At 39.0% G+C, this 24,153-nt stretch carries 19 protein-coding genes; 3 read left to right on the top strand and 16 right to left on the bottom strand.

Translation table 11 applies throughout. The annotated features are described in order from the left end of the window. Positions 1 to 24 precede the first annotated feature (24 nt). The 7 genes from bsdcttw_RS00295 to bsdcttw_RS00260 all read right to left on the bottom strand — a co-directional run bounded on the left by bsdcttw_RS00295 (position 25) and on the right by bsdcttw_RS00260 (position 6,182). Positions 25 to 204: a Flp1 family type IVb pilin gene (locus bsdcttw_RS00295; protein ID WP_185257480.1), complete on the bottom strand. Its 180-nt coding sequence runs from the start codon at positions 202 to 204 to the stop codon at positions 25 to 27. Between the two features lie 98 nt (positions 205 to 302). Further along, positions 303 to 1,805 (bottom strand): type II secretion system F family protein, encoded by a 1,503-nt coding sequence (locus tag bsdcttw_RS00290; RefSeq protein WP_207726469.1) that lies wholly within the window; start codon positions 1,803 to 1,805, stop codon positions 303 to 305. 21 nt (positions 1,806 to 1,826) lie between these two features. Continuing rightward, positions 1,827 to 2,612 (bottom strand): type II secretion system F family protein, encoded by a 786-nt coding sequence (locus bsdcttw_RS00285; protein ID WP_185257478.1) that lies wholly within the window; start codon positions 2,610 to 2,612, stop codon positions 1,827 to 1,829. Positions 2,613 to 2,693: 81 nt separating this feature from the next. Beyond that, a complete protein-coding gene (locus bsdcttw_RS00280) occupies positions 2,694 to 3,899 on the bottom strand; it encodes a CpaF family protein (RefSeq protein WP_330602340.1) in 1,206 nt (401 codons plus the stop codon). Then, a complete protein-coding gene (locus tag bsdcttw_RS00275; protein ID WP_185257477.1) occupies positions 3,896 to 4,927 on the bottom strand; it encodes a P-loop NTPase family protein in 1,032 nt (343 codons plus the stop codon). The genes bsdcttw_RS00280 and bsdcttw_RS00275 overlap by 4 nt, the downstream gene beginning before the upstream one ends. 9 nt (positions 4,928 to 4,936) lie before the next feature. After that, a complete protein-coding gene (locus bsdcttw_RS00270) occupies positions 4,937 to 5,527 on the bottom strand; it encodes an A24 family peptidase (RefSeq protein ID WP_185257476.1) in 591 nt (196 codons plus the stop codon). A 376-nt stretch (positions 5,528 to 5,903) separates the two neighbouring features. Continuing rightward, positions 5,904 to 6,182 carry a pro-sigmaK processing inhibitor BofA family protein gene (locus bsdcttw_RS00260; RefSeq protein ID WP_185257474.1) on the bottom strand — a complete coding sequence of 93 codons (279 nt, stop codon included), beginning with the start codon at positions 6,180 to 6,182 and terminating at the stop codon, positions 5,904 to 5,906. 120 nt (positions 6,183 to 6,302) lie between these two features. On the opposite strand from bsdcttw_RS00260, the gene bsdcttw_RS00255 reads away from it, so the two are divergent. Both bsdcttw_RS00255 and bsdcttw_RS00250 read left to right on the top strand, forming a co-directional pair. Beyond that, positions 6,303 to 6,524, top strand: coding sequence for a YaaL family protein (locus bsdcttw_RS00255; protein WP_185257473.1), 222 nt, complete (start codon positions 6,303 to 6,305; stop codon positions 6,522 to 6,524). A 228-nt stretch (positions 6,525 to 6,752) separates the two neighbouring features. Further along, positions 6,753 to 7,385, top strand: a complete 633-nt coding sequence (locus bsdcttw_RS00250) for a hypothetical protein (RefSeq protein ID WP_185257472.1) — start codon at positions 6,753 to 6,755, stop codon at positions 7,383 to 7,385. Positions 7,386 to 7,496: 111 nt separating this feature from the next. On the opposite strand, the gene bsdcttw_RS00245 is transcribed toward bsdcttw_RS00250, so the two are convergent. The 6 genes from bsdcttw_RS00245 to malQ form a co-directional block, all read right to left on the bottom strand. After that, on the bottom strand, positions 7,497 to 9,209 hold the full coding sequence (locus tag bsdcttw_RS00245; RefSeq protein ID WP_185257471.1) for an alpha-amylase family glycosyl hydrolase: 1,713 nt from the start codon (positions 9,207 to 9,209) through the stop codon (positions 7,497 to 7,499). A 148-nt stretch (positions 9,210 to 9,357) separates the two neighbouring features. Beyond that, positions 9,358 to 10,212, bottom strand: coding sequence for a sugar ABC transporter permease (locus tag bsdcttw_RS00240; RefSeq protein WP_185257470.1), 855 nt, complete (start codon positions 10,210 to 10,212; stop codon positions 9,358 to 9,360). Next, positions 10,212 to 11,621: a carbohydrate ABC transporter permease gene (locus bsdcttw_RS00235; RefSeq protein WP_185259632.1), complete on the bottom strand. Its 1,410-nt coding sequence runs from the start codon at positions 11,619 to 11,621 to the stop codon at positions 10,212 to 10,214. The genes bsdcttw_RS00240 and bsdcttw_RS00235 overlap by 1 nt, the downstream gene beginning before the upstream one ends. A 112-nt stretch (positions 11,622 to 11,733) precedes the next feature. Beyond that, on the bottom strand, positions 11,734 to 13,038 hold the full coding sequence (locus bsdcttw_RS00230) for an extracellular solute-binding protein (RefSeq protein ID WP_225903750.1): 1,305 nt from the start codon (positions 13,036 to 13,038) through the stop codon (positions 11,734 to 11,736). A 66-nt stretch (positions 13,039 to 13,104) separates the two neighbouring features. After that, entirely contained in the window at positions 13,105 to 15,444 is a 2,340-nt protein-coding gene (locus tag bsdcttw_RS00225; protein ID WP_185257469.1) for a glycogen/starch/alpha-glucan phosphorylase, read from the bottom strand. A 15-nt stretch (positions 15,445 to 15,459) separates the two neighbouring features. After that, positions 15,460 to 16,959, bottom strand: coding sequence for a 4-alpha-glucanotransferase (gene malQ / locus bsdcttw_RS00220; RefSeq protein WP_185257468.1), 1,500 nt, complete (start codon positions 16,957 to 16,959; stop codon positions 15,460 to 15,462). A 441-nt stretch (positions 16,960 to 17,400) separates the two neighbouring features. On the opposite strand from malQ, the gene bsdcttw_RS00215 reads away from it, so the two are divergent. Next, a complete protein-coding gene (locus tag bsdcttw_RS00215) occupies positions 17,401 to 18,423 on the top strand; it encodes a LacI family DNA-binding transcriptional regulator (RefSeq protein WP_185257467.1) in 1,023 nt (340 codons plus the stop codon). Between the two features lie 133 nt (positions 18,424 to 18,556). Here the strand turns inward: bsdcttw_RS00215 and bsdcttw_RS00210 are convergent, their stop codons facing one another. The 3 genes from bsdcttw_RS00210 to bsdcttw_RS00200 form a co-directional block, all read right to left on the bottom strand. Beyond that, positions 18,557 to 19,036, bottom strand: a complete 480-nt coding sequence (locus bsdcttw_RS00210; protein WP_185257466.1) for a flagellar export chaperone FliS — start codon at positions 19,034 to 19,036, stop codon at positions 18,557 to 18,559. An 87-nt stretch (positions 19,037 to 19,123) separates the two neighbouring features. Further along, complete coding sequence (locus bsdcttw_RS25285; protein ID WP_185257465.1) at positions 19,124 to 20,557, bottom strand: flagellin N-terminal helical domain-containing protein; 1,434 nt, start codon at positions 20,555 to 20,557, stop codon at positions 19,124 to 19,126. A 17-nt stretch (positions 20,558 to 20,574) separates the two neighbouring features. Next, a complete protein-coding gene (locus bsdcttw_RS00200; protein WP_185257464.1) occupies positions 20,575 to 23,919 on the bottom strand; it encodes a DUF6240 domain-containing protein in 3,345 nt (1,114 codons plus the stop codon). Positions 23,920 to 24,153 lie beyond the last annotated feature (234 nt).

Genomic DNA, 24,153 nt, shown 5'->3' with positions numbered 1-24,153 from the left:
AATTCTAAGGTTTACCTTAACCCCTTAATTATTATTGTAAAAGGTACCTCCATCTGCTTTTATCTTATCAATTACACCCCCAACCACATCTACTATGGCATCTCGAAAGATAATTACCAGTCCAATCAGCACCACAAGTATTAATACTACCTCCACTACTCCTACACCGTCTTCTTCTACTAAAAATTCTTTTAATATTTTCATTTCAGGCTCCCATCTGCGTGCGTTCCCACGCGTACATAATCAGACTAAGTGAAAACTTTCTCTTTTCTCTTACACGTTTTGCTCCTGTTTATACTTAATTATAATTGAAAAGCAGAGAGTGCCGGTACTAGTATAATTACCATCACTAATACAAGCATAATCATCATTGGAACTAGTAGTTTAGTCCCGGCTTCTTCCCCTGCCTTTTTGGCTGCTTCTTTTCTTTCCTCAAAAGCTTTTAATGTCTCTGCTTCCAGTATACTTATAAAATCGGGGGTTCCTTTTTGGATATTCTGAGCAAGAAGAGCACTGAATCTAAGATACGGCATTAGTTTCATTCTTCTGCCGAAATTCTCATAAGCCGTATTTTCGGACACTCCCATCTTCAGTTCTTTTGCAGTAAAATCCATCTCTTCAAAGGCATACCTTTTATCTTTACCATCATTCACTTTATGGTAATCCTCCGCAATCTTTATCCAGGCATTGGAACTAGACATTCCTGCATTTACAAGGAGCAAAAACTTATTTATGATACCCGGATAATCTAGCAGCATTTCCTTTTCTCTTTTTACTGCTCTTTGAGATACCTCCCTGTTAGTTAAAGGAATGCACAACAGCGCTGCTATCAGGCCAAAGATAAATAATTTAACTGAGATATTATCTCTTTTTTCCTTCCAGCCAACGGTATATTCTGATATTTTCTCCGGCAGTGTCATCTGTTTTTCATCTTTATTGGTCTTATCCCTTAATTTAAGGGAATCCTCCAATTCATCAAATGCTCTTTCTTCTTTGGTATAGCTTTTCGGCTGTATTGCATAGGCTCTGGTATAATCAATACTGCTGCCTTGTAGGGTCAGCTTCGCAGTAACCTCTATAATGGTACTTTCTTTTAGTTCTTCATTATGTACTGTTCCGTCATTTTCAAGTATTGTTGTATTACTGCTTTGCCAGGTAACTTTTATGCTGGTACCCGGTATTTTGCTTGGAAAATATAAAGAGGTACTAATTGCATTTGCTGATTTGTTGTTCTTAAGACATTTTTTATCTAAAAACTCCATACCTTTTTCAAGTTCTTTCTTTTGTTCGTCCCGAGTCAATTCTTCTTTGGAAACCTTTACCCTGACCTCCTTCTGAAATATTTCTCCTGCTGCATCTTTTATCAACGCCGTTAGATTATAAACTGTATCATCCGATTTCCAGGAAGGTCTTTGAAGATATTTTTCGTCTATCAGTCCCCCTTCTTTTTGATTGACGCAGCCGAGAAAAGCCATTGAATCAAATGCCAGAAATACGATAAGTGCCAGGGCGAGTTTTCTGCCTCTGTGTATACGAACAGCGTGCTCTAAGCTTTCTCCTACAGATAGGGCATTTAATTTTTCTGCGATATCCTGATTAACAAAGAGCTTTTTGTTACTTACATGAAGAAACTTACTTTTCCTTGCCAGCTTATCTCCTTTGTCTATCAGGAAAAACGATATTCCATACATAAAAGCAAGGGGATGGTCCTTTCTTGGAAGTGAGCTAATCCATTCTTTTTCATAGTTCCTTACTGCAAACATTAGGAAGAAAAATAGTATTATTATACTTAGGAAAAATAACATTGAAATTCCTTTCTTATGAACTTATACACGAATATCCGTTAATTTCTCTGTCGCTTTGGTAATCCCATAATAAACAGCAAGTATTGCACTCATAATAAGAACACCGGATAAATTTCCATATAGGGGGTCTAAGAAGCCTGGCGAAGATACTCTTAAGAATAAGATTATTCCACATGGCATCCCATTCATAATCTTTACTTCCAGACGCTTCCCTGCAATCAATGTCTGTATTTCACTCTCCACCTCAATTTTATCGTTTATGGTTTTTTCCGTGCTTCGCATTATGCGGATGATATCTCCGCCTGTTCTTTTAGCCGTTTTAAAAACATCTGCAAAATTTTTGATATCCTCCACATCACTCCTCTCACCAAAATCATGAAATACTTCTTCTGTGTTTTGGTTCATCTGCAGTTTGCTGACAATTGTATCAAATTCAGTAATTATCAACGATTCCTTTTCATACATCTGCTTTAAATCGTTTGCTGCTTGGGAAATGGCATTCTCAACAGAATATCCTGCATTTAAAGCAGCAATAAGGCTTGAAAGCCCATCCTTAAACTCTTTGGTCAGCTGCCACTTTCTGTTCAGAACATAATAAGTCTTTTTGTTTTTTACATATAGGAATGTAAACGGAAGAAGGACAAGAACTCCAAGAATATTGTTATAGAAGAGATACCCAAGAAGGATACATAGAAAGATTCCCTGAATGATTAAAACCGACAACTCATTCTTATTGTAATGGTATATATTATAGTTATCTATCAACTTAATTCCTTTCGTAAGATACAGCATGGATTTATTTGCCATGAAGAAACTATCTGTATGGAGTTTTAGATTTAAACGAGATATATTAATTCATCTAGATATAATATAATTCTAAGCTATTACTCACAAACCCGCAGCGCTAAACTTATCCCGGTTTGCCAGAGAACTTCCGGTCGGTTTTAGATATCCAAGTACTTTTCCTTTTCCATCCTCACCGCTTTCTTCGAAGCTATAGAGTTTATTTAACTGTATTTCTCCCTCTTTTAAGCCTAGAATCTCTGTTATTTCAAGAACTTTTCTGGACTTATCCCTTAGCCTGCCAAGATGTATCATGATATCAATTGCTGAAGCAACCTGTCTTCTTACTGCAGGCAGTGGAATATCTGCACCCATTAACACCAAGGTTTCTAATCTGTTAAGCATATCAGCCGTGGAATTGGCGTGACCGGTGGACAAAGAACCATCATGACCACTGTTCATTGCCTGTAATAAGTCAAGTGCGGCACCATCACGAACTTCTCCTAATATAATTCTATTGGGCCTCATACGCAGACTTGTCTTAATAAGTTGTCTTATACTTACCTCATTCTTTCCCTCCACATTGGCATTTCTTACTTCCAGCCGCACCAAATTAGGGATATTCCGAATCTGTAGTTCTGCGGAGTCCTCAATGGTAATTACTCTTTCATCAGAAGGGATGTAATTTGATAATACATTTAAGAAGGTGGTCTTACCGGAACCCGTCCCTCCACTGATGAAAATATTATAGCCTGCTAACACAAGTTTTCTTAGAAACTCTGCCGCCTCCCCGGTTATAGAGCCCATCTGAATTAACAGCTCCATCGTAATTGGTTTTTCCGGAAACCTTCGAATAGTTACCACCGGGCCCTCCAGAGATATGGGCGGCAGCACGATGTTTACTCTTGAGCCGTCCTGCAATCTAGTATCTACTATCGGGCTGGCTTCATTTACAATTCGGTTTGTTTTGGCAACAATCTGCTGAACAATATCCTCCAGTTTTTTCTCAGAGTCAAACTGTTTGTTCCAAGGTAAAATTCTTCCTGCCTTTTCTACAAATATTGTTCGGTATCCGTTAATCATGATTTCTGTTATCTGAGGGTCTTCTATGAGTTCCTGAAGCACATCCAGTCTGCGAATTGTATTAAATATTTCTTTTCTGAGTTCATTCTTTTCCTTCAGAGACAGGAATTCCTCCTTCGCTTTACGAATCAGAATTTCATCAACCGCCGCCAGAATCGCCCCATCTTCTATCTCTTGGGATAAATCGACTTTTTTTCTGACTTCATCAATAATTTCCTGTTTTATCAAATTTCCCTCCCTGCTGTGCCTATCAATCCCTTTATTAAGTACTCATCATAAATACATGAGCTTTGTTTATCTGCCTTAATTTTTACGATTCTCTCAACAATGTCTTCATATCCTGCAAAGCTTAGCTGCTGCAAGAAACTCTCTGTTTGGTTCTTTGTAATATCTTCCTCTTCCGAAACAAGATAGATTACGTTGCTCTCCTGCAAGAGCCGAATGGAAGCTTGATTAAGAAAGCCTACTTCAAATAGAAATATATCATACTCTAACTGTGATAAAAGGTTCAGCCAATTGATAATATCCTCTTCCGTTATCTCGAAGATATCCGTACCAAAGGATACTACCTTAATATATTCATATTTTCCTTGCTGCTGTATGCATTCTTTTATTTTTTTTGATAATCCGGGTGATTTTTGTTTTAGATAATAAAGAAATTCAGATAAACCGCTCTCACCCTTTTGTGCAGTTAATTCTTTTAAAAGGGGGTAGGCTTGAAGAGTTGTAAATAGAGTTTTTTGATTAGTGGATTGCTGATCCCATAGGGATAAGGAAAAACCCTGACATAACCTTGCCGAACATAATGAAACCACACTTATTATTTTCTTTTCCGATAGATGACTTACAGCAATATTTTTTTCATCCTCGGGTAATAGCTTTTTTAGTTCCTTTAGTATTGACTCGCCCGGCTGATATTTATAAATCTTATGTAGGGAAGTAATCTCCTCTGACTCCGAGGCCGGTGTAAGAAATACCAGCTGCCGGCAATAAGCCTTTATCTCATCGATTCCGGATATTCCTTCCTCAATCAAAAGAATATCTGTAGGTTCCGCCTCCAGATACTCCCGAAGCGTTTCTTCCTTAGTAAACAGCTTGATGTAAAATATCCCCGGGGCCTTCGCTTTAATATACTCTGCCAGATGTTTTAGATATTCAGCATCACTGTCATAGATTGCAAGTGTTTTATGCATTTGAAACCATACCTTTCCAGATGCCTGCAAGCCTGCGCTGCAGGCATAAATATAACCTAACATTTACACCCGTTAAATTGAGAAGAGAGATACTATAGGCAATCCGGGGAAAAAAACTGCCAGTAAAACTGATATAACAAAACCCACCAATATTGAAACTGAAAAGTGAAGAACACCATTGTCCACATTCTTCTCGAGTTCTCTATCATAATAGTGGTACCAGTTAGGCTCTTTTTCGGGCATTTCCTTTGCCAGGTAAAGCTTTCTTATATAGTTCTTAAGTACAAATAATCTTTTTTGGAATTGACCTTTTCGAATTATCAGAATAATAGAAAAAAACGCCGCTGTCAGAAATGATAAAAGAATTATCTGAAAACCAAATGCTATTCCGTAAAACCCCCCGATAACACAAAATAATTTGATATCACCAGCTCCAACAGCTCTGATTAAAAATAGGGGAAACAGAATAAGAAATGGGAAAAGAATTCCCAAAAACCAAAATAGGATACCTGCTGTTCCATGTTCTGTCATATAGGTAGCAAAACTCACTGTGATGCCAATGACTGCCAGGTAATTAGGTATCTTATACGACTTAAAATCTTCTCTTATAGCTACTGCAAGAAGAGCAAGTATGCAAAAGAATCTGTAGTCGATATTCCTCACCTCATTGTTTTGTAAGATGAGCTCATATTACACCTGATTGTATTATTTTGTCAACTTAAAGAATGTAAAGAATTAGAAATTCATGACATTATACAATATTATCCTATTTTTTTGTAACTTTTTACCTTTGCTTTTAATAGGCTGCTGCATGACTGTTTTCTTGCAGCAGCCCTGTTTTTTTCTAGTCATTAGCAATATTGGCTGTCATTTCTTCCTTAAGGTATGTTCTTAAAGCTTCAATCTTTATTCGTAAAGCTACTTGTAAGTTTATAGCTTTGTCCTTTAAGCTAATAGCTTTGTACTTTAAGCTTATAGCTTTATCTTTTAAGCTAATAGCTTTGTACTTTAAGCTTATAGCCCCTATATAAAGTGACATTTATGTAAAATGAAAGTATGCTGCCGCACCATACACCAGAAGAAAACCCGGCAGCCCAAGGACACCAACTACCAGTGCATTTAAACTATTAACTCCTACTCCCAGATTAATCTGACTGCTGGCTAAAATTGTATTAAGAAGATAAATTCCAAGCAAGCCAAGGCATATTCGCAGGATAAAGTTTACAATTAGGTCAAAGCGGCTTTTGATAAATCCAATTAACAGTAAAATGACACAGACCGCCAAAATAGCCGCCAGAAAATACCACTTCGTCTCCATACAATTCCTTTCTGTAAATTAACATATTTTTCTATTTAATGTAGTATATTCTGGTAATTGCTTGACTATACTATAAATAACCTATTTCTTATATAAGCCTTGTGGCGGAATGGAGCAATTATGAAATTATTTGCCAAAAGAAAAAGGCAAGATAACACCGCACTGTTGAATGAAATTCAAATGACAAAGCTTGCTCTGGAATCTGCTTATTCCAATTTTGAGAATGTGGTAGATCCTGATTTAATCGACTGCTATATTTATGAAGTGAATGCTGTCCAAAAACGATATAAATTTCTCCTAAAACAAGCAAAAATACTGGAAGATGAATGTGGTCTGATTTGAGAGCAGCGTAAAAGACTTAAGAAAAGAAGATAAAGTAAATATATTATAGAAACAGTATGGCTGCATGTCATACTGTTTTTTTGAGTTAACAGGATTAACCCAAAGGTTCAACATATACCTTAATAGGAATTATATGGATTTATGTAGGGTTATGTTATATAATAGAAACATTCGTTATAGGTAACTTATCTTTTATCAATTCTGATACTAATAATAGGGAGAGAACAAATGAAAAAGCAACTATTCTTACTTCTAATAACAACCATGCTAATCCTGTCTGCCTGCAGCTCTAAAACTCCTGCAAGCAAAAATACTGTGACAAATGATCCATCGGTAACTAATACGGCTGATAGTAATGTACAGAAGGACAAAGATTCTTCCGACAGTGCCGTTGAAGTAGATAAAGGCTTATTTAATGTCACACTAACCATACCAAAATCCTATGTAGAAGGACAGACACAGGATGACCTTGACAAGCTTTGCAAAGAAAAGGGCTACAAATCAATCACCTTAAATGCAGATGGCAGTGCAACTTATGTTATTACAAAGAAACAACACAAAGAAATGATGGAATCCATGGCCGATACTATTAACAGTTCTATGAAAGAATTAGTGGGTTCGGAAGATTATCCTACTTTTAAGGATATTAAGGCAAACGATGATTATACAGAGTTTACAATAACTACTACCTCTACCGAATTGTCCTTAAACGAATCCATTGCACCAATGCTATTTTACACCTATGGTTTAATGTATTCTGCTTTTAATGGAGCAGAAGCAGATAATGTTGCAGTAACCTTTATTAATGCCGATACTGGAAAGACTATTTCTACATCAAATTCATCTGAATTAACTGAGTAATTAATGTATAGAAAAGCGTGTGAATAAATTCACACGCTTTTTTTTATGAGGTTCACTTAACTAATCCAAAATCATACCTTCTCTTATTATTTATTGTTTTCTGAATATGTTTTATTCCAGAATCCCAATTGAGTAAGGCGGCAGTGTTACTGTTCCATCCTTTAATTCGGTCTTTACTATCCCAGTATCCAGAGCACCTGCAAGCCTACTAAATCCAAGAGATTTCAATTCAATCTGTTTTGATTGCGTACCAAAATTATATAAAAGAAGAAGTTTGCTCCCATTATATGTTTTAGTTATTGCAGTTACATCACTGTTCGTTAACGTCGGAACAACTTCTACCGTGCCTCTTGTAATACCAGGGATGGTGTTTCTGTACGCAATGGCGTTTTTATAATAGTTATATACAGAAGTATCCTCTTTGGCCTGTTCTTCTACGCTCCCAAGAGGATAAGAAGTTCCCTCCATACCAGCCGGTCCTTTTGTCATCCCTGTGGAATCCGTGTTTGACCAGTACATGGGTGCTCTTTTATTCTCATCTTTGCCGCTGCCGGTCATTCCAATCTCTTCACCATAGTAGACAAAGGCGTTTCCTGTCATTGTAAGATTCATACCTGCAGCCATTTTCAACTTGTCAATATCCCCTGAGAAATACCCATAAGCTCTCGCGGTATCATGGTTTGTGAAAAAAGGAGCATCAATGCCCTTGGGATTATATTTTGCTATGCCATCCTGCACCTGCTTTAACGCCTGTGCAAAATATTGCCCGGGAGGGGTAGGCGCGCTGCGATTCAGAGTCTTTGCTATAACACCGGTCTCTGTTGCAAAGGCAAAGTCAAAAACACTGTCAATCCCGCTCTTATAATATTGCACATACTTGGAGAAATTGGTCCATACCTCGGCAACCATATAATAATCTTTATTTTTGCTCTTGATAAAGGAATTCATCCAGGAAAGCACATTGTTATTTTTATCTGTATCCTCTGCAAAATAGTGCAGCGCCGCATCCAAACGAAAGCCATGTACTCCCAGGTCAAGCCAGAAGCTCATGATATCTTCAATATCTTTTCGTAAAGCTTCATTGTCCAAATTAAGGTCCGGCATATTCTTGCTGAAATCTCCCTCGTAGTACCAGTCACCTTTCCCTGTATTGTAATAATTCCCTTTGGGCGGCTTACCTTCCACAAAATTGTAATACTTTACATAAGGATTGTGTGCTCTGCACAACTCCTTATGAGTGCATTTCTCCTTTCCGCAAGGTTCTATTGCAAGGCTCTTTAATGCAGATTGAAACCACGGATTCTTATCCGAGGTATGATTGATAACCAGGTCTAAAATCACCTTAATTCCTCTTTTATTACACTCTGCAATCAAGCGCTTAAAATCGTCCAGCGTACCATACTGGGAATCTATATTATAATAATCCTCCACATCATATTTGTGATAACTGCCTGACGGCATAATTGGCATAAGCCATATACCGTTGGCCCCCAAATCCGAGGTGGTTTTGGAATCACCGTCATTGATATAATCCAGCTTGTCAATTAAACCGTTGATATCTCCTATTCCATCGCCATTACTGTCGTAATAGGAGTATAAAAACACTTCATAATAGGTTCCATTGTTATCATCTATAGGCGAAACGGTATTAATAACTTCATGATCGCCTTTTGACTCCCCCGTATTTGTAATCATGTTGTTACTTTCCTCTTTAACACTCTCATTTGCAGGCTCTTTTGCTGTATTTTCTTTATTCGCCGTACAACCGGTAAGGAACAGAGCCATAATTAAGATTAAACTTACAATATTTGCTCTCTTTTTCATTTTGATAAACCATGCCTTTCTCCGCACGCAGAAAATATTAAAACTCTGCATTTGCATTTCCCCTATATGTAGCAAGAAAGAGGGAAAGCTCTTAACAACTAAGTTCCTTTCTCTCTTTCTCATTTTGCAATTATTCTTGTTAATTCATTTAACCCTTTACCGCTCCTGATATACCTTCTACATAATATTTCTGCATGAAGATAAACAACAGCGCAATCGGTATGGAAACAAGCACGGCACCTGCTGCAAACCGGTTATACCAAGTGGTAATGAACTCCTTCTCCAGCATCCTATACAGTCCCAACGCTACCGTATAGTTATTATATTTATCCCCCATAATTACACTTACGAAGATATAATCTCCCCAAGGTGCCATAAAGGAGGTTAAGATAGTATATATGATAATGGGTTTTGACAAAGGTATTGTAATTCTGGTGAAAACATTCCATTTGGTAGCACCATCAAGCCATGCCGCTTCATCAATAGAGCGGGGGATGGTATCAAAGAAGCCCTTGGCAATGTAAAAGCCAAGACCAGCACCACCGGAATAAACAAGTATTAGAGCTAAAAGAGACTGTGTCAGATTTAATCCCTTTAAAATATAGTAAACTGCAATCATAGACATGAATCCCGGAAACATTCCAAGGATCAGTGCTATGTTCATATATGGCTTTCTCATCTTAAAACGTAACCTGGAGATGGCGTAGGACACGGATAACACATAAAAAGTTGACAATATACAGGAGCATACGGCAACAATCAAGGTATTCATAAACCAGCGCAGGAAGTAGAACTGTGCTGTATCCGTAAACAAGGTTTTAAAATTATTCACAGTAAATTTACTCGGTATAAAATTACTGGAAAAAGCTTTGTCCCCGCTGAAGGAGGTCATAACAATCCAGAGTATGGGTACCAGCCATATAAAGGCCAGGACAGCTAAAAGTACATGGGCTAGAACATTTTTTGTAACTTTTTTTGTACGGTAATCGTTAGGCCTATTCATTACTGGAAATCCTCCTCTCTGTTATAAGATGCTGTTCTTCTGTAGGTCGTCAGTGAAAATATTGCTGATATAATAAATACCAAAATACCAATTGTAGAAGCAAAGGAATAATCTTTCATCTGTCCGGTAGTCAGCTTATATAGCCAGGTGACCAAAAGATCCGTCTTTCCTGCCTGATAGTAAGACAAGCTGTCAGGACCTCCTCCCGTCAGGAAGTATATTACGTTAAAGTTATTAAAATTACCGATAAACTGCGTAATCAGGTAAGGTGTTGTTACAAACAATACATAAGGCATCGTAATTTTGAAGAAAATAGTAACCGGCTTCGCTCCATCCACTTTTGCAGATTCATATAAATCTGAAGGTATATTGGAGAGGATACCTGTTGTAATAAGCATGGTATACGGAATACCAACCCATAGGTTAACGATAATGACCGTGATTCTCGCCCAGGTAGGATCGGAGAGGAAGGGCAGATATTTACCGGGAGCTAACAGTCCCAGTTGATGCAGCAGAGCATTCACTGCTCCACTGTTGTTTAACATTGTTCTGACAACCAAAAGGGAAACAAACTGGGGTACCGCGATAGATATTACAAAAAGTGTACGCCATAAACCTTTTGCTTTTGTCTCTTTTCTATTAATCAATAAAGCTAATAAAATTCCAAATAAGTAATTTAAACCGGTAGCAAATACCGCCCATACAAAAGTCCATCCTAAAATCAGCCAGAAGGTATGAGAGATTGTTTTTCCGGAAAATAAAATAGTTTTAAAGTTGAGCAGACCGACCCAAGTGAACAGATTTCCCGGTGGCTGATGATCGTGATCATAATTTGTAAAAGCAATCAGAATCATAAAGAACAGCGGCAATACCGTAAAAAGAAGTATTCCCGTTACAGGCAATGCCATCAAGGTCTTATGAAGATCCTTATCAAAACAAGCTTTGATTTCTTCCAGAAAGCCAGCTGGTCTTCCCCCCCGTTCCTTGACTTTCTGTACAGAAAGAGCAGAACGAAGAGCTGTTCGATAAAAAATGATGAAGGCAATGGTAATGGACATTGCCACAACTCCATACAATAAGATAAGCATGGAATTATCACCTTTTTGCATTACAAATATTCCAAGCTTATCATCCATAACCATACCCTGTTTGCGGGAACCTAAATCCTTCAAACCTCCCAGGGAATGGATACCTGTATTAACCATGTAAAAAATATATGCTGCCTCGATTCCAAGAAAGAGTAACCCTTTTATAATCTGTCCTCTTATTATATTAGACAATCCAAGGATGCAAAAAGAGAGCTTCGTTAATATATCTCCCTTAATAAAATGTTCTCCGAAAAATGCAAACCACCGGCCTAATGCCCTGAAGGCTTTGCTAAATTTCTGCCCTATGTTCTCTTTATCCATTTTCAAACCACGCCCTCCATTCACAGCCGGCTAAGCTTTATTTCAGAGAAAAAGGGAAGCGGGGTTTTATTGCAATAGCCCCAGCTTCCTGCTTCTCTCAAAAAGTTATCTATTAGCCAATAGATGAAAGTATGCTATTAACCATGTCATCAAGTTTCTGTTTTGCGTTATCCTTTGTTACAGTGCCATTTAATATTTCAGCACCAAATGCCTGAGCAGGTGTCCAGTAATTACCCATCTGAGGAATGGATGATTGTAAGGTAGAGTAAGAAGCCTGAAGGCTTAATGCTGCTACAGCAGGATTTGCAAGAACTGCGGAATCGGTAGCTAATTTAGTATTTGTAGGAGCAATGCTTCTCTTTTCGAATCTAAGCTTCTGGCACTCTTCGCCCCCTAAGTATTCAGCTAACTGCATAGCAGGAACCGCAAATTTTGTCTGGGAGTTGACACCAATTAACTTAAAATCTGCAAAGTTACTCAGCTGTTTATCTTGTCCATTGATTGTAATTTTAGGAAGAGCTGTAGCAGCATAGTTGTCTCCTAAAGCTTCTTTTATAGCATCTGCATTCCATGTTCCGGAGCACGCTGCTGCTAAAGTACCATCTTTAAATGCTGCTAAAGTGTTGTTATCTGCTTCATCCATGAACTTAGGACTCTTTGCTAAATTGATAAGGTAATCAGCAACTGCTACACCATTATCATCATTAAATGTACAAGAAGTTGGATCCGTTCCGTCAGGTCCAAATAATGTACAGCCATTTGCAAAGAAGAAAGCGGAAATATACCAGCCGTTATCAAGGTCTACGGAGAAATTCTTCACCTTGTCTCCTAAATCTTTTGCCATCATAGTATCAAGAGAAGCAACTTCGTCTTCTGTGTACTTGCTCTTATCATAGTACATGAACCAGGAGTTAGGTGTAAATGGATAAGCATATAGCTGTCCGTTTACGGTAGCTGCTTTTATGGAGGCAGGTGCATTGTCTGCTGTAATCTTATCAACATCTAATGTGATAGGATATAAAATACCTGCATTGGAAAGTACGGAAGTCTGGTCAGATGCGAATGCAAATACATCTGCACCTGCTGTTGGGTCTTTCTGAAGTTCTGTGGATGCATCTGCTTCGGATACTACACCGAAATCAAATGTAAGATTATATTCCGGATGTGCCGTCTTAAAATTATCGCACATCTGCTTTAAGATTTCCTGTTCTTCCTGAGGTGCCCACACTTTAAGAGTTACATCAGTAGGTGCTGCTTGTGTTGCTTCCGGAGTATCGGTAGCAGCCTCCGTTGCTTGTGCGTTATCTGTTTTTGTGTTATTTCCTGTGCTTTCGTTTTTGCTTTTGCAACCGGCTAAGCTTCCGATTACAAGAACCATAACCATAAGCAATGTAAGAATCTTTCTGCTCTTCTTCATTTTAAATACCTCTTTCCCATAAGTTATATATTGTATCTATGCATGAACGCTTTCGCGCTGGTGCCTTTAAATATTCCAGATATCCTTTGCATACTCTTTTATTGTTCTGTCACTGGAGAAAAGTCCTGCATTTGCCGTATTGATAAAGCATTTTCTGTGGAACTCGAAGGAATCCTTATAATCCTTATTGGCTCTAAGCCTGGCTTCTGTATAAGAAAGGAAATCTAATAACAGGAAGTAGTGATCCGGTTTATGCCAGCTGGCACCCTTTAGAATTGCATCGTAGAGTTCCTTAAACATTCCGCTTCCGTTATCATCAAAGGTTCCGTCAATCAAGGTGTCCAGAACTCTCTTAATCCTGGAGTCAGCATTATATATCATGACAGGATTGTAACTATCCTTTATCTTCTCTATTTCTTCTACCTTAGCTCCAAAGATATAATTATTTTCTTCCCCCGCCTGCTCCACGATTTCGATATTTGCTCCATCGTAAGTTCCAAGGGTTACAGCGCCGTTTAACATAAGTTTCATATTGCCGGTTCCGGAAGCTTCCGTTCCTGCTGTTGAGATCTGCTCTGAAATATCCGCAGCCGGTACAAGCTTTTGTGCATAAGAAACATTGTAATTGGATACAAATACTACCTGCATCAAATCTTTGACATCCGGATCAGAATCAATAAGCTTTGCAATTTCATTGATATACTTGATGATTCCTTTTGCTCTGAAATACCCGGGTGCGGCCTTTGCTCCGAAAAGGAACAGGGTTGGAGTGAAGTCCTTAATGCTTCCTTCCTTGATACCAAAATAGATATCCATAATGGAAAATGCATTGAGAAGCTGACGCTTGTATTCATGGAGCCTCTTTATCTGGATATCAAAAATAAAATCCGGACTAATCTGAATATTTTCCTGTTTCTTAATATAATCTGCAAGCTGCTGCTTTTTAATGCGTTTGATATCTCCATACTGCTTAATAACCTGTTTATTGTCTTTATACTCTTCCAGCTTTTTTAAACTGTCCAGGTTTAAAATCCAGGAATTTCCTATCTTGTCAGTAATAAAGCCGGATAATTCCATATTGGAAAGGGAAAGCCATCTTCTCTGAGTAATACCATTGGTCTTATTCTGAAACCTCTCGGGATAAACCTCATACCACTCTTTTAATACATCTTTCTTTAGAATTTCCGTATGAAGTCCTGCCACACCGTTGGTGGAATGACATGCAAACACAGCCAGTCTTGCCATATAGATCAGATCACCATCTATGATGTTATATACCTGCTGTTCATCTTCCGTAATCTTACCAAAAGTTCTTAATTCTTTTAAGAGCGCTTTTTGCAGCATAACTACATATTTATACACATTAGGGATTACGGCACGGAATAAAGAAATACTCCATTTTTCTAAAGCTTCTGCCATAACGGTATGATTTGTATAAGCAAAAGTCTCTCTTACAAGGCGGAAAGCCTTTGCAAAGGAAAGCTTCTCTTCTTCCATCAGAATTCTTAAGAATTCAGGGATTGCCACAACCGGATGGGTATCATTTAATTGAATTGCATATTCTTCCGAGAAGCGGCTGAAGTCATTACCATGTTTCTCTTTGTATCTGCTTACCATATCCCTTACGGAAGCTGCTGAAAAGAAATATTGCTGTTTTAAGCGAAGCTTCTTCCCGGCATCCGTGGAATCATTAGGATAGAGAAGACTTGAGATTGCTTCTGCCTCATCCCTGTTTTTAACTGCCTTATCGTATTTCTGCTCATTAAAGAGTTCAAAGTTAAACTCTTCTATTGGTTCCGCCTGCCACAGTCTTAAATAATTCACGGTATTACCGCCGTATCCGATAACCGGTGTATCATAAGGCACTGCATATACTGACTGATTCTTAAAATCAATTCTTATTTTTTCCTTGTCTTTTCTTATAGACCAAGGATCTCCGAACCGCTGCCAGTCATCAGGCATTTCCTTTTGGAAACCATCCTCAAAGTACTGTTTGAACAATCCGTATTTGTAACGTATCCCATATCCATTTAGCGGAATACCAAGTGTGGCACCGGAATCTAAGAAACAGGCTGCCAGTCTTCCAAGTCCTCCGTTGCCCAGTGCGGCATCTTCGATATCTTCAAAAATCCCGATATCCAGATTATTTTCACCCATCATTTCTGCGTATGTATGATATAGCCCACTGTTTAGGAGATTACTGTATACCAGCCTTCCTACCAGAAATTCCGCAGACAGATAAGAAACCTTTTTGGTAGAAGCGTCTTTATCCCAGTCCTTCTTAATCATCTGCATTACTGCTTTTGAAACTGCATGATAAAGCTCCGTCGCATCAGCTTCTTTCACTGTTTTGCGGTAATCCAGTTCCAAAATGGTATTTACATATTGTTTAAAATTGTTTTCCATACTTTTACCTCGTAATTAATTTCCTCTTGCATAAATGTGAGCCATATGGGCAAGTTCTCTACAGTCTATTTCCTGATATTGATCTTTTACAAGTCTCCATTTCCAGTTGCCTCCTACAGTGGAGGGGAAATTCATTCTCGCAGAATTATCAAGCTTTAAGAAATCCTGCATCTGTATGATGGAGACATCTGCTACACTTGCATAAGCTGCCCTTATAATGGCCTCTGGTAACTGACGAAAATCTGTCACCTGAAAATATTCCAAGAGTCTTTCCAGCTCGGTCCAGCTCTTCTTCTGCAAGAAGCCCACCAGGGTTTCATTATCGTGAGTTCCGGTATAGACAGCAATGTTGGAGGTCTTATAATTATGGGGAAGATATTCACTATCCTCCGGTCCGTCCAGTCCGAATTCCAATACCTTGATACCGGCAAATCCGGTTTCTTTTATCAGCTTCTTTACCGGTGGTGTAAGTACTCCCAAATCCTCTGCTATAATTTTGGCATCCCCGATGGATTCCACAAAAGCCTCCGTCAGTTTTCTGCCCGGTCCGATGTGCCATTGCCCTTCTACAGCCGTGGGACAATCAACTGGAATAGCATAGTAATTTACAATTCCGATAAAATGGTCTACCCGGATAACGTCATAAAGAGCTGCCAGACTCTTCATTCTTTCTCTCCACCATTTAAAATCTTCTTTCTCCATTACATCCCAGCGGTACAGAGGGTTACCCCATCTCTGTCCATCGGCGGAGAACATATCCGGGGGTACTCCTGCTACATGAATGGGTTTCTTTCTTTCATCCAGTTCAAATAAATCCCCGTGAACCCATACATCACTGCTATCCATTGCAACATACAGCGGTATATCACCAATAATAGATATTCCGTTGATATTTGCATATTTCTTTACTCTGTTCCACTGTTCCTTGAATTTATATTGTACGAATTTCCAGAAATCAATTTCCTCGGCTAAGAGCTTTTCATACTTACCTACGGCTTCCTGCTTACGATACGAAATATCCTTATCCCAAAGTAGCCATTCCTTATTCTCAAAATGATTCTTAAGTGCCATATATAAGCTGTAATCCTTCAGCCAAAACTCGTTATCTTCTGCAAATTTTTGATATTCCACGCTTTCTTTATGTCTGCTGTTATGGAAGGCTTTTTTAAGAACTAGAAAACGCTCGTTATAAATTTTTGCATAATCTACTTCGTCCTCTTTATCTCCCCAATCAGCAATTATGACATCTTCTTGTGCCAAAAGATTCTCAGCTATAAGTACATCCAGATCAATAAAGTACGGATTACCTGCAAAAGCTGAAAAAGACTGGTAAGGACTGTCACCATAGCTGGTAGGTCCCACAGGAAGCACCTGCCAGTAAGTAAATCCGCCTGCCTTTAAAAAATCAATAAACTCATAACTTTCCTTTCCTAAGGTACCAATACCGTAGGGTGATGGAAGGGCACTAACCGGCAGGAGAACACCTGCTCCTCTTTTTAAACTATTTTCTGTCATGTCCGCTCCTATCAATGCAGTCTCGCATTGTCAAACATTTTTTTCGATAATTTTCGAAAACCTATATATAGATTAGCATCCTTGCTTTCGTTTGTCAATGATATTTTTTATGTTTATAGTAAAATTTCATATATTTTTATAATATAATCCGAGTTAATTGTTTGTTTTTTTATTCTGATGTACAAATATACTATGTTTTAACCTTTGATAATGAGCCGTTTTTTTAAATTATCTCTTATATATGCTTCATTTTTTCGAAAATTACTAGTCTATTTAAAGATTATAACCGTCATATTAACCTATTGATAAAATGCTGTTCTCTCACATTGCTGAATGGGCGTGCCACATTTTCCTATTGAAATGTGCATATTTAGGGTTTATACTAAAACTATTATCATAAGTGTGATGAAGAAATTCTTAATATACTGGAGAAATTTATCAATGGCAACAATTAAAGACATCGCCAACAAACTTGGGATAGCAGTCAGTACCGTTTCAAAAGGTTTGAACGGAGCTAGTGATATCAGTGATGATATGCGCCAGCTCGTATTAGATACCGCAGTTGAGATGGGCTATGCCTCCAAGAAAATGAAGACGACTACAACCCGTAAAGTATGTATATTTATTGAAAATATGGATTACGAGAATATTGACCAGTTTGGATACGATATTATCGTAGGCTTTAAGTTGTCCGCTGCCAGACGTCGCTGGGAAGTTACCGTTGTTCCTTCAAGTCTGACTCTCCAGACAGAAGAAAAGTATGACACTTATATGCTGAAAAATGGTTACAGCGGTGCTTTTTTCCTTGGTTTTACGTTACACGACGATTGGGTGATGCAATTAAATAAAACTACCGTTCCAACAGTACTTCTGGATAATTACATTGAAAGAAATAACCACGTTGGTTATGTAGGTACAGACAGTGAAGAGGGTATCGACCTTGCCGTCGACCACCTGAAAGAACTGGGTCATACAAAGATTGCTTTCCTTAATGGTTCCAAGAATTCCATGGTATCTGACCAGCGTTACAGTGCCTTTGTAAACAGTATGAATAAACACGGGCTTCCCCTCGATGAGAATCTCATAGAGTTTGGTTATTATGTTCCGGACTGTGCCAAATACCATGTTCCATCTTTCCTGAAAAATGGAGCCACTGCTATCATCTGCGCCAGTGACTTAATCGCCACCGGTGTCATGGCTGAGGTTGTGAAGCATGGGCTTAAAGTTCCTGGTGACATTAGTGTAATAGGTTTTGATGACCTGCCCATTGCCTCTCAACTCTCTCCCCCATTAACTACTATACGCCAGGACCGTATTGATCTTGGTAAAAGTGCTTTTCTGCTCCTGGATGGTCTGATACATAATGTCTCCATTAGTAAGCTGTTACAGCGGGCTAAGTTTATAAAACGCCAGTCAACCGCTCCCTGTAAGAACAGACCCGCTAATAAATCTACCGTAAAATAACATCTTCAAGTGATAGCTTTTATTCAAAAAAGCTCTATCAGTTTTCTTATAAGACGATGAAGGATCTGTTGAATTATCCTTCTTACCGTGGTATAAGAAAATGATAGAGCTTTTTTATTAATTATATCAATATCTACGCCATAAACCCTCTGTTCGCTTGATTCGGGTCAATGTAGGTTTCATTTAATGTACCTCTGCCATAGGTCAATCCGGCATAGATCTGCCCGGTATTTATCATAACCGGCCCAGTCTTATCCTGAGGAGCAATTTTTGAAAATCCCTCCATCAGCGTCTTTATTACTTCCTCTGCATCGTCCAGTGACTTTACTTCAACCTGGTAATAGGCCTCTGTCAGGAGTTTGTTTACAAAGATATAGAGGCTCATGAGGTTTAAGGATATCTCATACTGATAATCAAGGGAGCTCATGAGTTCATTTAAGAACTTTTGTCCATGTTTTATATCATTCCTGCCCTTCTCAGTCTCCCCTGCCTGAAAGTGCTCTTTGGCTGCTGTAATATCTGATATCAGTACTTCATACATAATTACTACCAATTCCGTTCTTGATGCCTGTGTAATCCTGGTGGCAAATGTCCTTGCCAATTCTTTCTCCATATCCGTTATCTCCTTATTGCAAAACAGCAGAGCACATTTCCATTAAAATTATGCCCTGCTGTTTTTAGTTGTCAGCTTGTAAGTTTATTAGCTCTGGAGCAGTGTCAAAACTGTCTGAGGTCTTTGATTTGCCTGAGCAAGCATCGATGTTCCTGCCTGGGCAAGTACATTTAACTGAGTATAGGTTGCCATCTCTTTTGCCATATCCACGTCTTCGATACGGGAAAGAGCCTCTGTCATATTTTCGGACGTTGTATCCAGATTAGAGATTGAGTGTTCCAAACGATTCTGGTATGCACCAAGCTTAGCACGGATAGCACTAACCATGTTATTCGCATTATCAAAGGTAGTAATGGCTGCTTCTGCTCCCTCCTGGGTACAGATATTTACCATATTGATACCAAGTGTTTCAGGATCTACTTTAGGAAGTCTTACCTCCATGGTCTGGCTTTCATTCGCACCAATTTGCAGCTTCATGGGACCGGAATCAAGAACAGTAGCCATAACGGTAAGGGGAACATTGTTTGCTGCTTCATTAACTGTTGTTGTGGCAGGATCGTCAACAACGCCTGTAGTAACATTTTTGGTGTCATATATCATTTCAAAACCATTGCTGTCTGTAACAGTAACCAGATTACCTTTGGTGGAGATTGTTGCGGTTGAAGTAAATCCGCTTCCGAGAGTAGCTGTCGCATCGGAACCTGTACTGGTGCTGCCCGGTGTCAATCCGAGAGCGCTTGCCAAAGCTGTATTGTCACAATTAAAGGTTATGGATTTATCTGAGCCATATTCTTTTGTTGTTAATGAAAGCTTTCCGGAGCTTTTTGTGCAATCGATATTTGCAGTATCACACAAGTCTCTCAGCTTCTCATAAACCTCATCAAAGGTATCTCCCGCCTCTATACTTACTTCATTTCCATTGATATTAATCTTACCTGCAGTGAATGAAGTAATATCCGCAAAAGGAGAGGCGTAGGCAGTACCTGCTATACCTGCCTTTGTGGCTGCTGTCGTTACCGTTAGATTATAATTCTGGCTCGCTACAGTATCGGAGACAGATACCAATTGCACACCTGTTTTATTTGTAAATGACTGTCTGTCAATACTTCCATCCAACAATGTCTTTGTATTAAACTCCGTGGTATCAGAAATTCTTTGGATTTCCTGGCTTAACTGATCTATTTCTGCCTGTATGGATTTTCTGTCATCTATGGTATTTGTTCCATTGGATGCCTGTACTGATAATTCTCTCATTCTCCCCAGCATAGAGTTTACTTCATTTAAAGCGCCTTCTGCTGTCTGAATAATGGAAATGCCATCAGAAGCATTTCTGGAAGCCTGCTCAAGCCCTGCAATCTGGGTCTTCATCTTCTGTGAAATAGCAAGTCCCGCCGCATCATCTGCCGCTCTATTGATACGATATCCGGAGGAAAGCTTCTCCAGACTCTTATCGAGATTTTTATTCGTTTTAACCAACTGGTTATTTGCCTTTAATGCAGAAATATTATGATTAATTCTCATCTGTTTCTCCTTTTCCCTTAGTATTCATCTTCAACCTTTTTTATCTGTAAAATAAATGTCTTAGCAAGCTTAAAAAGCGTTCTGGTATCCGTTGTTTCTCCCTCATCTTTTGGCTTATAGGTGTTATATCGACTGTTTTCGCGAAAAGGATTACCTATTCCGTAATTGATTTGTTTGATTTTTGTATCCCCGCTTGTAAAGGCTTCTGTTAAAGCTGCCTCATTCTTCTTAAGTGCATCCAGTCCTTCTCTTTTTTCACAGGCAACAAATGCATTTATCTCTTTATTCTTCACTGTCAGGCTTAAATCTAACTGCCCAAGCTTCTCAGAAGGAACCCGCACACTCAGCTTTCCGGTATCTCCAGTATTTTTTAGGAGCGTTACATTTAAGCTGGTGATGCCTTCACCGGTTACAAGGGGTATCTGATAATTCTCTTTCGAGGCCATCTGAGTAATAAACTGCATGCCTCCGCCTATTCGCTGTAATTCACTGATATCTTTTGAGGTGAGATTTCCTTTATCAAACAGATTCTTTAAGATATCCCGTACATTATTCTCCATGTCGGCATAGATTTGCTTTACCTTATCAGGATCATCCAGGTTGTGTATAAGCTTATCTGAAAAATCCTGCAGAGCGGAATCCAACCCAGTTGCTTCTGCCTCAGCTTTACTGCCTTCCTGTATCTTCTTATCTTCCGTTCCAGCTGCTGCTTCCGTTTCAACTGTAGCTACTGTTTCAACTGCTGCTTCTGTTTTAGCTGCTGCTTCCGTTTCAGTATCTGTTATATCAGTGGCTGACCCCTCCTTATTCTCTGAGCCGGAAAGGTAATCATGTTTCTTAAGTAGTGCATTTAATCTATGAAATGTGGTATTGCCGGCTTGAAGGAAGTCACCTGCTGCCAGCAGATTTGATAAAGTAACAGGTATATCCTCTGCTTTTAGAAGATTATCCGCTTCCTTTCCCTTTCCAGCTAATTCTTTTATTTCATTTATTTTCTCACTATAATAGGAGATATCTGTCTCCTGCCTTTGCTCTGCTGCTTTCTCATTGAGCAGCTCAATTGGCATGTTTTCAATCTGATTTATATCTCCCAGGGCTTTAAGACCTTCCGGTGTAAGATTCTCTTTCAATTCACGAAGGATTTCCTTTGCATGGGCAGACTTTACCCCTGTTTCCTTTGTATACGCTGTATTAATCTGCTCGGTAATTGATTCACCTTTAGCCGTGTATTGAGTCAAAGTTCCAAAATCATCGTCAATGTCTGCTTTTATACCGCCGGTCTTTTTGGTTCTCACCGCAGTTAAGAGATTTTTTAAGGTAAGGTCCTGATCCGCTTTCATTACTGCTCCAAGAGCTGCACCATCAGACTTTTCAACAGTATTTATTAATCTGTAGATACCAATAAAAGATTTTTTCTCTTCTTCAGTGATTTCATTGTTTTTTTCAAGCTTCCATAGGAATTTACTGAAACGCTCTTCGGTTGTTATCCCATTTTCTTCTTTTACAGCATTTATCTGCTCGTTCAACTCTTCTATGGGCATATCAACGGGATTAACACCTTTTCTAATAAGTTCTACCGCTACTGCTGGATGAAAATTCTTCATTACACTATTGACTTGTGCGTCATGAAGTTTTACCAGGTCAATATTTTCTGTTGTTATCGGCATGTTATTATAGCCCAAGATACGAAGAGCTCTTTTATTCGCTTCCGTGGAATCCAGGCCCATGTCATTTAAAAGCCCCTCTGAATTGTGAAAAGCTTTTGCTATGGAATCTCCCATATCGCTTCTGGGCTTTGTCATAAGTGCTTCATAACTATCGGTAGCTGCAGTTCTCTTATAGTCAGCGGCTGCCGTGGTAAGGGATTCTGCTGTTTCCTGCTGCCAGGTATGCAGAGTGCTTCCCAAAAGTGCTGCAGGAGCGCTCTTTAATTCCTCCATCTTCTGAAGGCTTGCTTTTACAAGGAGGACATTATCCTCGCTTTCACTAACATTGCCTTCCTGTAAAAGACTTCTGTAATACTTATCTTCTACTTCCCTTAACCCTTCGACTACTCTTTGTAAAGAATCTGTCTCAAGGTGAATTCCTTTCTTTGATAGCTCTCCGCTTGCCTCCGTTGTCATCTTAAGCCGGATTTCTTCCAGCCTTCTTCGAATGGTAACTGTTCTTATGTCTATTTCTTCCGCATTGTTATCGAAAGAAGCCTCGCTTAGCATGGTTGTTCTATCAGTGCCAGACCTGCTGCCTGTCTCACTGTCTTCTTCAAGCTGTTTTTGTTCTTTATAGAAATCTCTGATAGAAAGTGCATCTATCTCCGTATCACCCTTGTTTGCAACTGCAGAGCGAATCGCTGTATCACTGATGGTATCTATATTTTTTATAGCCTGTGCTGCCTGTCCCTCGCTCAGATAGCTTAAGGAAGGAGAAGCAGTATTACCTTTTGCCAGGTTCGCTACCATTTTATTGGTAATATCCTCTTTTGTTGTATCAGCTTTTATCTTTTCCAGATCCCAGCATGCCCAAAGATTATTTTCTGTTATCCCAAGGTTATTTGCAAATAGCCACCTGGCACTCTTCAAAGTATTGTCATTCACCGTGAATCCTGCGTCTTCAATTATCTTTTCCGCCTGGGGCTTCACACTCTCCCACTGAGCTTCATTTACTGCCGTCTGATTTACCGCCTGAGAGGAGCTGTAACCGGCCTTATAGATATTATCCAGTGTGGGCTCTAATTGGTTCTTTATTAAATAATATTTTGCCTGATCCGACATGGCAAGAACTGCCTCTGCCTTATCCTCACCGGCAGCTACTCTTGAAAGATTTGCCTTTGTTATCGGGATATTAGCATCCTTTAATCTGTCAATCAGCTCTTTATTCTGGCTATAGTCATAGGACATGTTCTGTTCTGCCTGAACACTTTCTATAAGTCTGGCCTTCTGGTCATCTAAACCTTCTTCAGCCGCTTCCTGCTGTGCCTTTACTCTGGCCAGCATTCTATCCAGGCGTTCCAGCTCAAATTTCTTTAAGGACATTCCTTCCTCTTCCAGAGCCTTGTAATCCTCTTCTGACATCTGTTCAGCAGTCTTCGTCACATCTTTCTCGGAATCCTGGGTATCTTTTTTATATACCATATCTTCTTCAGAATTCTCTTTTCCCGTCTCTTCTGTAACTTGACCGCTTTTGTCTCCTTCGGTATAAACAGCTCCCATCGCAGCCGCCGCAGCAACCTGCTGCCCACTCCCTGCTTGCTGTCCCTTTTGAGCTTCTCTTAACTCCTTGGTTTCTTTTGTTCCTTCTGCTTTCTTATCCTGTGATATTACCATAGGAGAAGCATTTTGATCAATGATCGAACTGATACCCATCTCTTCCTCCCGCTTTACAGGCTTCTTTGTAAAGCTCTATCTTAAGCGCCAAATCGTGCTTCTTCTCATTTTATATAATTATATTTCGGACAAATAAGGGGTTTTCTTAAGAGAATCCTTTGAAAGAGTAAACAAAAGAGAAAATCTATGATAAGAACATGTGCTGTACCTATGTAATATAATCTAATCGGCAATAATCAGTTTTGGGGTAAATAGCCTGAAAAGATTAAGCAA

This window comes from Anaerocolumna chitinilytica, from assembly GCF_014218355.1.
In the GTDB taxonomy this organism is placed as follows: Bacteria; Bacillota; Clostridia; order Lachnospirales; family Lachnospiraceae; genus Anaerocolumna; species Anaerocolumna chitinilytica.
The sequence above is the reverse complement of the archived record's forward strand: the minus strand, read 5'-3'. Positions and strand labels throughout refer to the sequence as shown.

What these genes read in the sequence shown, in the direction of transcription:
- bsdcttw_RS00255 (WP_185257473.1), top strand. Translation starts at nt 6,303, where the DNA reads ATGAAATTATTTGCCAAAAGAAAAAGGCAAGATAACACCGCACTGTTG.
- bsdcttw_RS00295 (WP_185257480.1), bottom strand. Translation starts at nt 204, where the DNA reads ATGAAAATATTAAAAGAATTTTTAGTAGAAGAAGACGGTGTAGGAGTA.
- bsdcttw_RS00250 (WP_185257472.1), top strand. Translation starts at nt 6,753, where the DNA reads ATGAAAAAGCAACTATTCTTACTTCTAATAACAACCATGCTAATCCTG.
- bsdcttw_RS00240 (WP_185257470.1), bottom strand. Translation starts at nt 10,212, where the DNA reads ATGAATAGGCCTAACGATTACCGTACAAAAAAAGTTACAAAAAATGTT.
- bsdcttw_RS00275 (WP_185257477.1), bottom strand. Translation starts at nt 4,927, where the DNA reads ATGTTAGGTTATATTTATGCCTGCAGCGCAGGCTTGCAGGCATCTGGA.
- bsdcttw_RS00200 (WP_185257464.1), bottom strand. Translation starts at nt 23,919, where the DNA reads ATGGGTATCAGTTCGATCATTGATCAAAATGCTTCTCCTATGGTAATA.
- bsdcttw_RS00245 (WP_185257471.1), bottom strand. Translation starts at nt 9,209, where the DNA reads ATGAAAAAGAGAGCAAATATTGTAAGTTTAATCTTAATTATGGCTCTG.
- bsdcttw_RS00210 (WP_185257466.1), bottom strand. Translation starts at nt 19,036, where the DNA reads ATGGAGAAAGAATTGGCAAGGACATTTGCCACCAGGATTACACAGGCA.
- bsdcttw_RS00290 (WP_207726469.1), bottom strand. Translation starts at nt 1,805, where the DNA reads ATGTTATTTTTCCTAAGTATAATAATACTATTTTTCTTCCTAATGTTT.
- bsdcttw_RS25285 (WP_185257465.1), bottom strand. Translation starts at nt 20,557, where the DNA reads ATGAGAATTAATCATAATATTTCTGCATTAAAGGCAAATAACCAGTTG.
- bsdcttw_RS00285 (WP_185257478.1), bottom strand. Translation starts at nt 2,612, where the DNA reads ATGGCAAATAAATCCATGCTGTATCTTACGAAAGGAATTAAGTTGATA.
- bsdcttw_RS00260 (WP_185257474.1), bottom strand. Translation starts at nt 6,182, where the DNA reads ATGGAGACGAAGTGGTATTTTCTGGCGGCTATTTTGGCGGTCTGTGTC.
- malQ (WP_185257468.1), bottom strand. Translation starts at nt 16,959, where the DNA reads ATGACAGAAAATAGTTTAAAAAGAGGAGCAGGTGTTCTCCTGCCGGTT.
- bsdcttw_RS00215 (WP_185257467.1), top strand. Translation starts at nt 17,401, where the DNA reads ATGGCAACAATTAAAGACATCGCCAACAAACTTGGGATAGCAGTCAGT.
- bsdcttw_RS00235 (WP_185259632.1), bottom strand. Translation starts at nt 11,621, where the DNA reads ATGGATAAAGAGAACATAGGGCAGAAATTTAGCAAAGCCTTCAGGGCA.
- bsdcttw_RS00230 (WP_225903750.1), bottom strand. Translation starts at nt 13,038, where the DNA reads ATGAAGAAGAGCAGAAAGATTCTTACATTGCTTATGGTTATGGTTCTT.
- bsdcttw_RS00225 (WP_185257469.1), bottom strand. Translation starts at nt 15,444, where the DNA reads ATGGAAAACAATTTTAAACAATATGTAAATACCATTTTGGAACTGGAT.